Origin of the sequence: Pseudomonas sp. B1(2018) (assembly GCF_003097365.1) — a bacterium.
Taxonomy (GTDB): domain Bacteria; phylum Pseudomonadota; class Gammaproteobacteria; order Pseudomonadales; family Pseudomonadaceae; genus Aquipseudomonas; species Aquipseudomonas laurylsulfatiphila.
Map to the genome: position 1 here is coordinate 361,543 of NZ_PYUK01000001.1, position 12,511 is coordinate 374,053.

Annotated in this window: 11 protein-coding genes; 7 read left to right on the top strand and 4 right to left on the bottom strand. The window is 60.8% G+C overall.

The window, feature by feature from the left end; genetic code table 11:
* Positions 1–119 precede the first annotated feature (119 nt).
* Complete coding sequence (locus C9422_RS01545; protein ID WP_116579438.1) at positions 120–281, top strand: DUF2986 domain-containing protein; 162 nt, start codon at positions 120–122, stop codon at positions 279–281.
* A gap of 53 nt (positions 282–334) precedes the next feature.
* On the opposite strand, the gene C9422_RS01550 is transcribed toward C9422_RS01545, so the two are convergent.
* On the bottom strand, positions 335–1,657 hold the full coding sequence (locus C9422_RS01550) for a DUF1329 domain-containing protein (protein WP_116579439.1): 1,323 nt from the start codon (positions 1,655–1,657) through the stop codon (positions 335–337).
* A gap of 340 nt (positions 1,658–1,997) precedes the next feature.
* Between C9422_RS01550 and C9422_RS32445 the strand changes: the two genes are divergently transcribed.
* The 4 genes from C9422_RS32445 (at position 1,998) to C9422_RS01570 (ending at position 6,607) form a co-directional block, all read left to right on the top strand.
* Entirely contained in the window at positions 1,998–2,228 is a 231-nt protein-coding gene (locus C9422_RS32445; RefSeq protein WP_116579440.1) for a hypothetical protein, read from the top strand.
* A 369-nt stretch (positions 2,229–2,597) separates the two neighbouring features.
* A complete protein-coding gene (locus tag C9422_RS01560) occupies positions 2,598–5,498 on the top strand; it encodes an EAL domain-containing protein (RefSeq protein WP_116579441.1) in 2,901 nt (966 codons plus the stop codon).
* 57 nt (positions 5,499–5,555) lie between these two features.
* Complete coding sequence (locus C9422_RS01565) at positions 5,556–5,987, top strand: GFA family protein (RefSeq protein WP_116579442.1); 432 nt, start codon at positions 5,556–5,558, stop codon at positions 5,985–5,987.
* Between the two features lie 41 nt (positions 5,988–6,028).
* Complete coding sequence (locus C9422_RS01570; protein ID WP_116579443.1) at positions 6,029–6,607, top strand: DUF4157 domain-containing protein; 579 nt, start codon at positions 6,029–6,031, stop codon at positions 6,605–6,607.
* A gap of 12 nt (positions 6,608–6,619) precedes the next feature.
* On the opposite strand, the gene C9422_RS01575 is transcribed toward C9422_RS01570, so the two are convergent.
* The 3 genes from C9422_RS01575 to C9422_RS01585 are packed head-to-tail and all read right to left on the bottom strand — an operon-like array spanning position 6,620 to position 9,665.
* On the bottom strand, positions 6,620–6,970 hold the full coding sequence (locus C9422_RS01575; protein ID WP_116579444.1) for a RidA family protein: 351 nt from the start codon (positions 6,968–6,970) through the stop codon (positions 6,620–6,622).
* 27 nt (positions 6,971–6,997) lie between these two features.
* Positions 6,998–8,242, bottom strand: a complete 1,245-nt coding sequence (locus C9422_RS01580) for an FAD-binding oxidoreductase (RefSeq protein WP_116579445.1) — start codon at positions 8,240–8,242, stop codon at positions 6,998–7,000.
* A gap of 4 nt (positions 8,243–8,246) precedes the next feature.
* Positions 8,247–9,665 (bottom strand): PLP-dependent aminotransferase family protein, encoded by a 1,419-nt coding sequence (locus tag C9422_RS01585; protein WP_116579446.1) that lies wholly within the window; start codon positions 9,663–9,665, stop codon positions 8,247–8,249.
* Between the two features lie 350 nt (positions 9,666–10,015).
* Here C9422_RS01585 and C9422_RS01590 point away from each other — a divergent pair, with 350 nt between their 5' ends.
* Positions 10,016–11,449: an amino acid permease gene (locus C9422_RS01590; RefSeq protein WP_116579447.1), complete on the top strand. Its 1,434-nt coding sequence runs from the start codon at positions 10,016–10,018 to the stop codon at positions 11,447–11,449.
* An 83-nt stretch (positions 11,450–11,532) separates the two neighbouring features.
* Entirely contained in the window at positions 11,533–12,498 is a 966-nt protein-coding gene (locus tag C9422_RS01595) for a transporter substrate-binding domain-containing protein (protein ID WP_116579448.1), read from the top strand.
* Positions 12,499–12,511: the final 13 nt, after the last annotated feature.

Below are 12,511 nucleotides of genomic sequence, written 5' to 3' on the forward strand. Positions count from 1 at the left end.
CCATTTGGTGGTAATTCCCCGGAGGGGTGGGTGAAGGACCCCAGTTATGGGGGATATGGCAGCCCGGCCTGAATGTTTAAGCTGATATCATTCAAGAACTACCCGTTGAGCAGAACAGCATGAATCGTCGCAAGAAAATAAATCAGTTGTTAAAGGCTAACGCCAAAAAGGCGAGTGCCAAACTGGCACCGAAAAGCAAGGATAAGTACATCAGCAAGGCTGACCGATTGAAGCTGGCTGCCGAGGCGACTCAAGACTCGGTTGTTGCCAGCGAGAGCTGATCCGCGCAGCTCACGCCCCCTTTTTCCAATCAGGGGGCTCTGCCACCACGAACTCAGCGAATACCGGCGCCCGCCATGGATTCCGGCACCCACTGCGCCGTCGATAGCGGCTCGATGTAGCGGATGCCGCCATGAGGGCCGACCACGCCATTGATGTTGTAGGTGCCTTTGGACAGGTCGTATGTCATGAAGGGCGTGGCATCCGGGACTTGCTGGTCATAGCTCTGGCTGAAGAAAGCGAAGGAGCCACGATACAGCTGACCACCGGTGTCGTACTGATCGGAGGCCACCGCGGCCCAGGTATCTTCATCCAGGTAAAAGCGGCGCTTCTGGTAGATGTGCCTGGCGCCGGGCTTGAGGTTGCCCTCCACGACGTAGACCCGGTGCTTTTCCCAGCGAACGAAATCCGGGGCAATGAAATTCGGCGTGGTCAGGGATTTGGCGTCGCGAGCGTAGGTGAGTTTGTAGGTGTTGTAGGGCACGATCATTTCCTGCTTGCCGACCAGCGTCCAGTCATACAGCTCGAGCGCACGGGCAGTACCGGGGTTGGGGGTGTCGTAGGCCAGGATCGAAATCTGCTTGACCCGGCGCTGGGCCGGCATGTACTGCCAGGCGCGGCCGGGAAACTCCGATGGATTGGTGGCGTTCTTGAGCATGATCGACTCGCCGGCTCGGCGCGCAGGCCCGGTATAGGACAATTTCAACTGATAATAAATGTCCGAGCTGTTGAACGGCTTGGACATGTTCTCGTAGATCGGGAAGGAGACGAATGCCTCGCCGGTGACCGCCAGGCTCGGTACGCCGGCCGTGTCGACCGTCCAGGAGTCGTACTTGGAGTGGATGTTGACGCCCTGGTAGCGCAGCAGGAAATTCCACATCGCCTCGGCGCCCGATTGCGGGATCGGGAACGGCACTCCGGGCATCACATTGTCGATGGCGATCCCGCCGTTAAGGGATTTGGCATGGGTGGCGTTCCGGCGGCTGTTGTCCAGTACCGCCTGGGGCAGCGATGCCGTGCGGTGGGTCGGATACACGTCGATGCGAAAGCCGGGGTAGCGCCTGGCCAATGCCACGGTGGTGGCGGTGAGCATGCCTTTGTACGAATCGACGTTCTTGCCGTTGATCACCAGCAGCGGTTTTTCGCCGGCAAAAGGGTCCGGGCGCATGCTGTCGCCGTTCTTGAAACCGGGTGGGGCGGTGGTCAGGCCACCGTTGTAGGGCGGAATGGAGCCGTCGGCATTACCGGCCTTTTCCGCTCCCACCCACGTCAGGCTGCTGCCCAGTCGGGCGGCTTCCTGACTCGATACATAGGCTTGGGCATCGATGGCCAGCGCCATGAGGGGGACGGCAGCCAGAAGAGTTTTCACGAATTTCATATTGTTGTTCTCCTGCCTGGTGTTCCAGGCAACTCGTGACTCAGGCGCAGCGTCGCTTACGTCGACTCGTCGCCAGAGACCTTTTCAGTACTGCCATTAGATAACCCCCGTGTCAGGGGCGCTTTTCATTCGACGACAGCTCCTTGGCTATTGATGACACACCCGGTAGGTCTCGGCGGGCATTCGATGGCGGGGTCGCTGGGAGTGACCCGTCACTTCTTTGTATTTGCCAGCGGAATCATTGGGTTACGCAATGGTCATAAGCCTGTCTGAACACTGCCCGGATAAACGTTTCGAGCAGCCGTGACCCTTCGATAATCCCGACATTCAGGACGTTTTCATGAATCGCGCAGTCATCTTGATCTTGGCCATTTCCAGCGCCGTGTTGTTGGGAGGCTGCGGCCCGCATTGGGATGACGGAGAACGGTACGGGCGATATCACGATCATGATCATCGCCGTGGTTATGACTGGAGAGGGGACGATGATCAGGGTTATGACCGTGACTATGGTCGTCGTGGCGATGATCGTGACCACCGTCGCTACCGTGATCGCGATGACAATGACGACTGATACGTCACATTGAAATGCAGGGGTTAGTCAGACCCTGTGCCCGATGGCTGAGACAATCCATAGACAGCATCGCTGAAACGCCACTCAATGGCAGGCCGTGTGTAAACGCGGTCTGCAACAGAGTGGCGTTTCTTTATCTGGGCCGGTTGCCGCCACTGCGGTTCTCGCGTCATTCAGGACGACGGAACGCATCCCGGTAAAGATGCCGACCCGGGCAATACACAGCGAATAATTTGCAGCCCGTCTCATACCTGATACTAAAGTGAACAAATCCTTGAAAAAAACGCTATAAGCTATAAATAAGATGATAGATGGCATATTGCTAGCAATCAGTCAGTGAGTTTCGGCAGTTTGGCTTAGGGAGCCCTGATGAGTTTTCGTACATTGACCGACTCCCGGCGGCATTCGAGCCATAGCGAAGTGGCCGCACTCCAACCCATAGTGAATCCGGATACTGTCGGCATGGCTTACGCTGGCAACGAAGACTCGATCGAACAGGTGCTGGACTCGGCGCGCCACTGGGCCCACAGCACTGCCTGGGTGTTCTACCGCGCCGGCGAACAAATGCATTGGGTCGGGCAAGGCGATCCACGGGTGCAATGGCCTTCGAGCATTGCCAATGAGGCGTTTGAAGCCTTTTGCCGGACTTCGAACTTGCACCGTTGGCCGACCGGCAGAGGCGAAAGTGAGCTGGGTTGGCTCCTCGCACCCGTCAATCAGGCTGCTGAACCTGCGCTCGCGGACTTTGCCCAGCGCCTGGGCATCGAGCTACAGACCAATACCCTGGCCCGTGCGCAGATCACCCAGCGTGTGCTCTATGAAATTACCTATCTGGCCAGTTCGACCCGTGACCGCTCTGTGTTCCTGGTGGGGGTTCACCGGCTGCTGGCCAGCCTGATCGACGCCGAGAACTTCTATCTCGCGCTGTATAACCCGCACACGGGCAAGATTGATTACCCGTATTACGTCGACATCATCGACGTCGATGCCCTGGAATCGGAAAACTATGAATACCTTGACCCTTCGCGCCTGTCGTTGACCGGGCAGGTGTTGACCAGTGGCCAGCCATTGTTGATCGACGCCGCCGGCATTCTCGCGGCCCAGGCACAAAACCGTTTCCACTGTGTGGGTGATCGTCCCGAGTTCTGGATGGGCGCACCGTTGAAAAACGCCTCGGATGACGTGTTTGGCATGCTGGCGATGCAGGTCTACGACGTTTCGCGAATCTACAGCGCTGAAGACCGTGCATTGTTTCTGGTAGTCGCCCGTCACGTGGCCATGGCGCTGGACCGGATCCTGCACCGGGAGGACCTGGAAGAAACGGTGATACGCCGCACCCTGGAACTGTCCGCACTCAACGATGCATTGCGCCAGGAAGTGGCGGACCGGGAACGCGCCGAACATCTGCAGAGCGCGCTGTTCCAGATTGCCGAACTGTCCAGCCAGCCCGGTGACATGGCCGAGTTGTTCAAGACCCTGCATGGCATCGTCGGTGACCTGCTGTTCGCGCAGAACTTCTATATTGCGCTGTTCGACGACACCATCGGCGAGGTGACTTTTCCCTATTACGTGGATGAACGACAGACGACCTGCCCGCCGGCACGGCGAGGGCGCAGGGGCCTGACCGAGTATGTGATCCGTCAGCGCCGACCTTGCCTGATCGACGTTGCCGAGGCCGAACGCTTGTCCGCGCAAGGTGAAATCGAACTTGCCCATGAGTCTGTACGCTCTTACTCCTGGCTGGGCATTCCCTTGTTCGAAGACGAGGCGGTGCGTGGCGTGCTGGCGGTGCAAAGCTATACCTCGCAGGTGCGCTATACCCAGCGTGACCAGGAACTGCTGACGTTCGTTTCGCGGCACATCGACACGGCGCTGTCGCGACGCACGGCCGCCGAAGCGATCCATGCCGCCAACCTCAAGCTCGAAGCCCGGGTGCAGAGCCGCACCCGCGAACTCGATCACGCCAATGCCAAGTTGCAGCACGAAAACGCCCACGATGCGCTGACCGGGCTGCCCAACCGCACCTACCTGCAACAGCGCCTCAATCTGGCCTGGTCGCGGTTCGGCCGCGAAGGCGGGCACCTGGCGGTGATGTTCATCGATCTGGACCGCTTCAAGATGGTCAACGACAGCCTCGGCCACCACTTTGGCGACCTGCTGTTGATGCAGGCGGCCCAGCGTTTGCGCGGTTGTCTGCGCGAGACCGACATGCTGGCACGCCTGGGAGGCGATGAGTTTTCGGTACTGGCGCCCGAGGCCCCGCTGGACGTATTGATCGAAATCGCCGAACGGATCCTGGTGGCGTTCGACCTGCCGTTTTTCATCAATGGCTATGAGGTTTTTTCGTCTTGCAGCATCGGCATCGTCAGCGCCGACAGTCAGTTTCATCACGAGCCCGCCGACTTGCTGCGCGATGCCGATGCGGCGATGTACCGGGTCAAGAGTGCCGGGCGCGACAGCTACGCGGTGTTCAACCAGGAAGTGCGCCGTGAAGTCTCGGACCAGGTCGAACGGGAAGGGGCCTTGCGCAACGCGCTCAAGCGTACTGACGAACTGCTGCCGTATTTCCAGCCGATCGTCAGCGTCGAAACCGGCGAGCTGCTGGCCCTGGAAGCGCTGATCCGTTGGCATCAGCCGGGCGGCCGGGTGATCGCGCCGGGCGAGTTCCTGCCGGACGTCGAAGGCTTGCGCCTGATCGGTCGACTGGACCTGTACATGCTGACCAGTATTGCCGCGATCCTCGCGCAGCCCGAGCACGCCAATTGGCCTGCGGTGCACGTCAATTGTTCCAGCTACAGCATGACGCGCCCCGGCTTCGCCAGTGAGGTGCTGGAACTGTTGGCGCAGCACCAGGTGTCGCCGTCGCGGATCTGCCTGGAGCTGACCGAAGGGGCGCTGGTTGCCGAGCCGGCGATTGCCCGACAGACCATGCAGCAGCTGGCCGACAACGGCATGTCGGTGGTGCTCGATGACTTCGGCGCAGGGTTTTCTTCCCTGAGCTATGTGCATCAGTACCGTTTCAGCGGTTTGAAAATCGACAAGTCGTTCATCCTCGAACTGACCACCAGTTCGCGCAGTCGCGCGATCGTCCGTGCGATTGTGCGGATGGCCGAGTCGCTGGACCTGAGTGTGGTGGCCGAAGGCGTCGAGGATGAGGCGACATTGGAACTGCTGCGTGAAATGGGCGCAGGGCAGGCCCAGGGTTATCACTTTGCCAAGCCGATGGCGTTGAAAGCGCTGTTGGCGAGTGAACTGCTCGGTCACCAGTGATCAAGCGGACTTCATGGCGCAAGCCGATACGGATGAACATTTTTCAAGGAGGGACTCATGGCATCAGGGCAATGTCTTTGCGGGGCTGTACGCTTTTCCCTGGCGGTTGAGCCACGATTTTTCTATCGCTGCCATTGCACGTTGTGCCGCAAGCAAACCGGGGTCGGCCATAATCTCGCCACACTGGTCAATGCTCGCCACTTTCGATGGGAAGAAGGGCAAGAGGCGATCACCGGTTGGCGCAAACCCAGCGGGTACAGAAATGACTTTTGCTCGCGATGTGGCTCGACCGTGCCTAATGTACTTCGCGAAACACCTTATTTCTGGATTCCGCTCGGACTGCTCGACGCCGAGCTGAACATGGAATGCATTGGAGATTTCTGCACCGATGACGCGATGCCATGGGATGAACAACGCTCGGAAAAAAGTCATTGCGCAGCCCCGGAATCATTGGGTTTTCTTCTGCATGAACTCCAGGTCAATGCCTGACCCGGAAACGGTTCACCACTGTCCGCTGCCCGGAGTGTCGAATGCCGTCCATCACCACGCCCCTGGTGGCGCTGTTTGTTCTATGCCTGGCGCTTGAAGTGCCGGCCCAGACCAGCGACTGCCCGGCTGGCGAGAGACAGGTGTGCCTGGACGGCTGCATCTGCCTGCCGGACATGGTGCCCGAGGACGTTTACCTGATCGCGACGCCGGCCCTGGCGTTGTGGCTGACCCAGGCCCGCGATGAAGCCGCCATCGCCGGCACCCAACCCATTCCACCGCCTATCCGTGAGCAACTGCTGGCCTGGTACGACCCCGGCGTCCTCGATGCCGCGCGCTACAAAATCAGCGACAACGGCCAGTTCAGCGCCGCCACTGCCATGCTGCAGAACCCCGATGTCGGTGCCGTGACGCTGATCGACATCATCCTCTTCCGCACCCCCCAAGCCGCAGAAACGGACGTCGCGCTCTGGGCTCACGAGCTCAAGCATGTGCAGCAGTATCAGGAATGGGGTGTGCAGGGATTTGCCCAGCGCTATACCCATGATTTCAATGCCGTGGAAGCTCCGGCCTATGCCATACAGGCCGAGGTCAGGCGGGCGGTGCGCAAAGGGGCTGACTGAAGCCGTCCCGACTCAACCCCGGTTGGCGCAGACGATGATTTCGACCAACAGCGCCGGGTCTGCCAGCTTCGCCTCGCCACAGGCGCGGGCGGGGGCATGGCCCGCCGGTACCCACGCATCCCACACGGCATTCATGGCGGCGAAATCCGCCATGTCAGCAAGCCAGATGGTCACTTGCAACATCTGCTCCCGTGACGAACCGGCCTGTGCCAGCAAGTCATCCACCCGTGCAAGGGCATCGCGGGTCTGACCGGTGATGTCGTGACGCGCTTCCCCCACTTGCCCGGCCAGGTAGACCGTATTGCCGTGGATGACGATCTGGCTCATGCGCTGGTTGGTCTGCTTGCGTTCGATTGTTTGCATCAATTGCACTCCTTTGGAAGGCATTGCTCAGAAGCGTTGCACGGAAAAGCTGTCGAGCCATTGGGGCGCCTTGCCGGCGATACATTCAGCCACCAACTGGCCCGTCGCCCCAGCCAGGGTCAGGCCCAGGTGCTGATGGCCGAAGGCATAGATCAATCGCGGTTCGTTGGGTGACGGTCCAATGACCGGCAACGAGTCAGGCAGGGAAGGGCGGAACCCGAGCCACTTGCGCGCGACCGGCTGGGTCAGGCCCATGACCCGGCGGACGTGGCGCTCCAGGTAGTCGAAGCGTTGCGGATTGGCCGGGTCATTGATCGAGCCAAGTTCCACCGTGCCCGCGACCCTCAGGCGTCCCGCCATGGGCGTCATGTAGAACGCACTTTCCACCGGGCAGCAGGGGCGGTTGAGCAGGGTGTCCTGCAGATCGAATTCGATGTGGTAGCCGCGTTCGGTGTCCAGTGGAATGTGATCACCCACCTGACGCGCCAGTGCCGCGGACCAGGCGCCGCCACACAGCACGACGCGATCGGCGCGCCAGCTTTTCCCTTCGGCGCTGCCCAGGTACAGGCCGTCACTCTTGCGTTGCACGGTGGTGATCGTCGCCTGATGCACTGCGCCTTCGGCGATCAGTGGCGCGGCCAGCGCTTCGATGAAGGCGCGCGGGTCATCCATGTGCGACGACTCGGGAAACAGAATGCCGCCGACCGCCTTGCCTGCCAGCGCAGGCTCCAGTTGTTCGACATCCGCTGCGTTCAGCTCTTGCTGGGCAATGCCCAAGGCGCGGCGCAATTCGATCGCCGGTCGCGCACCGGCCAGGCCTTGCTCGGTGCCATAGGCATAGATGCAACCATTGTGACGCAAATGCCGGTCGGCCAGCGGAGCGTCGGCCAGCAGCGGCGCATAGCCGCTGTAGGTGTGCTGGAGAATGTTGCTCAGGGCCTGGGTGTTGGCCTCGCAGCGCGAAGCGCGACATTCATTGAGAAACCGCAGTAGCCAAGGCATCAACCTCGGCAGACGTGCCCAGTTGATGACAAAGGGCGACTCCTTCGAAAACAGCAGTGACGGAATCGCCTTCAGCAGCGACGGCTGGGCAATCGGCATCACGCCGTACGGTGCCAGGGTGCCGGCATTGCCATAGGACGCGCCGCTGGCAATCGCGTCGCGCTCCAGCAACACGACCTGGTAACCCTGGCGACGCAGCCAGAGTGCGGTGGCAACGCCGACAACGCCGGCACCGATAACGGCAATTTCGCAATGAACGGGCTGTGTCATGTCCTCAGATCCGGTTGTGCATGTGGAGGTGACCCTGACGCGCCAACTGGCTGATGATGGTCAGGGCTTTGATCAACTGTTCCCGTGACAAGGCCGCGGAGATATTGATGCGTACGGCTTGCGGCGAGAGTTCCGGACGCAAGGTGAAGGCGCCGCCGGCCAGCAGCACCACACCGCGGTCCTGACACAGGCGGGCGAAACGCGAGCCGGTCCAGGGCTCCGGCAGTACCAGCCAGGCGTGGGTGCCGGTGGCGCTGTGCTGGAACTCCAGGCCTTCAAGGTGCGTGGCCAGCAGCGCCTGGCGAATGCGCAGTTCTTCGCGCTGCTCCGACACCAATTGCTCGGCATGACCGTCCTCGATCAATCGGGCGGCAATCAGCGCCGTCAGGGGTGACGTACTCCAGCAGTCGATGCGCTGCATGGCGGCGATGTCCTGTACCAGGGGTTGCGGCGCCATGACAAACCCCATGCGCAGACCCGGCGCGATGCATTTGGACAGGGCCGAGATATAGATCGTGCGCTCCGGCAGCAGCGCGGCGAAAGGCGCCGGCGACTTGTCCAGCAGGGGACGATAGACATCGTCTTCGATGACCAGCAGGCTGGTTTCTCGAATGACCGTCGCCAGTTCTTTGCGGCGCTCGGCATCGAGGGTGATGGCGGTCGGGTTATGGATCGACGGCACCAGAAACAACAGGCGTGGCTGATGTTCGACACAGGCCTGGCGCAGGGCTTGGGGGGACATGCCGCGCTCATCGGCGTCGACCCCGACCAGAATCAGCCCCAGCGAACGGCACAAGGCATTGATGCCTTGATACGTCACGCTGTCGGCCAGCACGGTATCGCCGCTGTTGGTCAGGCTGCGCAAGGTGCTGGCGATCCCGTGCTGGGCGCCTTCGCAAATCAGCATCTGCGAGGCCTGGGCCTCGACGCCGGTGTGGCGCAGCCATTGCGCCGCCGCTTCACGGGCCCACAGCGGACCTTCGGACGGGTGATAGTCCTTCATGTCGGCAAAACGCGGATCGCTCGCCAGGCGCGGCAACAGCTGCGCCAACACCCGATTGAAGCCATGGGTGGCGGGGCGATTGACGCTCAGGTCGACGGTGCCCGGGTCATTGCTGGGGGCCGACTGAAACTGCGCCGCCGGATGCCGCGGCTGTGCAACTTGCGTCCCGCGGCCCGGGCGGCTTTCCACCAGTCCCTTTTGTTGCAGCACCGCCATGGCTTTGGTCACCGTGGTGATGTTCACCCCCAGTGCACTGGCGAAATCGCGATGGGGTGGCAGACGTTCGCCCGGCTTGAGCTTGCCGTTGCCGATCGCTTCGGCCAGCGATTCGGCCAGTTGGGCATAAAGGGTTTCTGCCTTGTCGCGTTGCAACGCCGCGTTGGCTTTGAGTTCGTCCAGCAGTTGTTCGAATTGACTCATGGTGCTTTATCCCTGCTTGTCATGCTCTAAGCCAGACAATAAGCGAATTTGTATTGCTTTTTATCCGATACAAAGCCCATTGACAAGCTAAAAAACCGTGATTAGTGTGTGAGTTGTAATGCTTGTCATGCAACACAATAAGAAAATGGCTGGCGATGACCAGCCCAAACGGGTAAGCACATGACTCATAGAACTTTCCAGCCGGGCTCAGCCCAGGCTACCCGACACCAGAGCTTCTTGTCCCCGAGAGTGGGCGGCACAGAGTATCCGGTGAGTTGTCCCCCTCGCGCAAAGTCTTCGATGAATTTATCCGGTCGATCGACCCTATCCACCGCAGCGGAGGTCCTCCGATGAGCAACGTCCAGCCAAGCAAGACAACATCTGGCCAGCAACGCCTCAGCGGGGCACTGCGGCAGCGCCATATCACCATGATCTCCCTGGGCGGCATCATTGGTGCCGGCCTGTTTGTCGGCAGCAGCGCAACGATCCAGGCGATCGGGCCCGCCGCGTTTCTCAGTTATCTCGCTGCCGGCATCGTGGTGATGCTGGTGATGCGCATGCTCGGTGAAATGGCCGTGGCGCTGCCCGGCGTCGGCTCCTTTACCGAATACGCACGTATCGGCCTGGGTAATTGGGTCGGGTTCACCAGTGGCTGGTTGTACTGGTACTTCTGGGTGATCGTGGTGGCGGTGGAAGCGGTGGTCGGCGCCAATATCCTTGAGCAGTGGATACCGCTGCCGGCCTGGATGATCGGGCTGAGCCTGCTGGCGATCATGACCGCCATCAACTGCCTGTCGGTGAAGTCCTATGGCGAGTTCGAGTACTGGTTCGCCTCATTGAAGGTTTTCGCGATCATCGTCTTCATCTTTGTGGTGGGCGCCTACCTGTTCGGGTTCGCGCCGAGCACCGGCGCGCTGTTGGGCAACCTGGTGAATGACCGCGGCTTCATGCCTTACGGCGTGAGTGCGATCCTGGCTGGCGTGCCTACGGTGATCTTCGCTGTCGGCGGCGCCGAGATCGCGACGATTGCCGCCGCCGAGTCCGACGATCCGTCGAAGAACGTCGCGAACATGACCCGTTCGGTGATCTTCCGTGTCATCACCTTTTATGTCGGTTCGATCTTCCTGATTGTGTGCGTGGTGCCCTGGGGCCAGATCGTCGCCGGTCATTCGCCGTTCGTGGCAGCGCTGGAGGTCATGCGCATTCCAGGGGCAGCGATGATCATGCAGGCGGTGGTGCTGGTCGCGGTGTTGTCGGCGCTGAACTCCGGACTGTACGTGTCTTCGCGGATTCTGTTCGGCCTCAGCCAGCGCGGTGACGCCCCGGCAAAACTGTCGGTGCTGACCAGGCGCAAAGTGCCCAGGGCCGCCGTACTGCTCAGCAGTGTGATCGGCTACATCGCGATCATGGCGGCGATCATTTCTCCGCAGGGCGTGTTCCTGTTCCTGGTCAACGCTTCCGGTGCGGTGATGCTGTTCGTGTACCTGGCCGTGGCGCTGGCGCAGATCAGGGTTCGACGCCAGGTCGAAGCCACCGCGCCGGCGCGGCTGACCCTCAAGATGTGGCTGTTCCCATGGCTGTCCTATGCTGTGGTGGCAGTGATTGCGGGTGTATTGGTGGCCATGGCATTCCAGGAATCCTTGCGTACACAGTTCCTCGCCAGCCTCGTCAGCCTCGCCGTGGTGTCTGTCGCTTACCTAGTCCTCAGGCGCCAACGGCAAACCGCCGCCACCCCCCACGTCAATGCCATCGACATCCTCGCGGGTCTGCCGACACGGTCATAAATCACGGGAAGCATCGCGCCACGGACGGCGGTGAGTAGCAAGGCTTGTTCCGGTCACAACAATAATTTGCCTATAGGTGATGTATGTCCGACTTCAAGTTCAATACCCAGGGTGTTTCCCGGCGCGCAGTGCTCAAGGCCGCAGGCTATGGTTCATTGGCGGCAATGGCAGCCAGTGCCACGGGCCCGATGTCGTTCGCGTTCGCTGCCGACAAACCGATCAAGACCGTACGTCCCGGCTACCTGACCGCGGCCTGCCTGGGCGACATGCCCCTGGGCGCGCTGCGCGAAGGCGTCCCGGTCGGTACCGATCTGGAATTGCTCAAGCTGATTGCCGACCGCCTCGAGCTCAAGCTCGACGTACTGACCATGGGCTTCCCGGCGGTGGTCGAAGCCGTACGGTCCGGGCGTGCCGACTGGTTCGGCGGCAACTTCGCCTGGAACCCCATGCGCTCGAAAATCCTGCTGTTGACCGACCCAGTGTTCTACACCGGTGCCTACGTGATCATGCGCGACAACGAGCCGTTCGATACCTCGATCACCGTCAACGATGTGAAGGGCCGCACTATCGGCGCCATCACCGGTTATTTCACCATCCCCGACATGAAGAAAATCGAGGGTGTGAAGGAGGTCAAACTCTACGACAACACCGATTCCTGCCTGCGCGACGTGCGTGCCGGGCGCCTGGACTTTGCCGTGCTGGATGCGCCGACCATCGACTACATGATCCTTCAGGACCCGAGCCTCAAGCTCAAGCAGATCCCCATGGCCTACGACGAGAAATTCCCCAGCCTGACCGCCAAGTTCGAGGCGATCTGGGGCGTTCATCCACAGAACCAGGACCTGTTCGATGGGGTGAACCAGGGACTGCGCTGGTTGAAAGCCACGGATCAGATCAAACCGGTGCTGGCCAAGTACGGCATCAAGAACCCGGACTACCTCGTGCCGCCCGCCAAGGACCCGCGCATCGGTGTGGACCGCGACGAGAAGGGCAATGTCATCGGACCCTTCGAGCATCCAGCCCGTGATTTCAGTCAGGCCTTTGCCTGAATCGAGGACCTGA

Bases quoted from the DNA above. Each gene is read 5' to 3' on its own strand.
- C9422_RS01545 (WP_116579438.1), top strand. From the start codon at position 120: ATGAATCGTCGCAAGAAAATAAATCAGTTGTTAAAGGCTAACGCCAAA.
- C9422_RS01550 (WP_116579439.1), bottom strand. From the start codon at position 1,657: ATGAAATTCGTGAAAACTCTTCTGGCTGCCGTCCCCCTCATGGCGCTG.
- C9422_RS32445 (WP_116579440.1), top strand. From the start codon at position 1,998: ATGAATCGCGCAGTCATCTTGATCTTGGCCATTTCCAGCGCCGTGTTG.
- C9422_RS01560 (WP_116579441.1), top strand. From the start codon at position 2,598: ATGAGTTTTCGTACATTGACCGACTCCCGGCGGCATTCGAGCCATAGC.
- C9422_RS01565 (WP_116579442.1), top strand. From the start codon at position 5,556: ATGGCATCAGGGCAATGTCTTTGCGGGGCTGTACGCTTTTCCCTGGCG.
- C9422_RS01570 (WP_116579443.1), top strand. From the start codon at position 6,029: ATGCCGTCCATCACCACGCCCCTGGTGGCGCTGTTTGTTCTATGCCTG.
- C9422_RS01575 (WP_116579444.1), bottom strand. From the start codon at position 6,970: ATGCAAACAATCGAACGCAAGCAGACCAACCAGCGCATGAGCCAGATC.
- C9422_RS01580 (WP_116579445.1), bottom strand. From the start codon at position 8,242: ATGACACAGCCCGTTCATTGCGAAATTGCCGTTATCGGTGCCGGCGTT.
- C9422_RS01585 (WP_116579446.1), bottom strand. From the start codon at position 9,665: ATGAGTCAATTCGAACAACTGCTGGACGAACTCAAAGCCAACGCGGCG.
- C9422_RS01590 (WP_116579447.1), top strand. From the start codon at position 10,016: ATGAGCAACGTCCAGCCAAGCAAGACAACATCTGGCCAGCAACGCCTC.
- C9422_RS01595 (WP_116579448.1), top strand. From the start codon at position 11,533: ATGTCCGACTTCAAGTTCAATACCCAGGGTGTTTCCCGGCGCGCAGTG.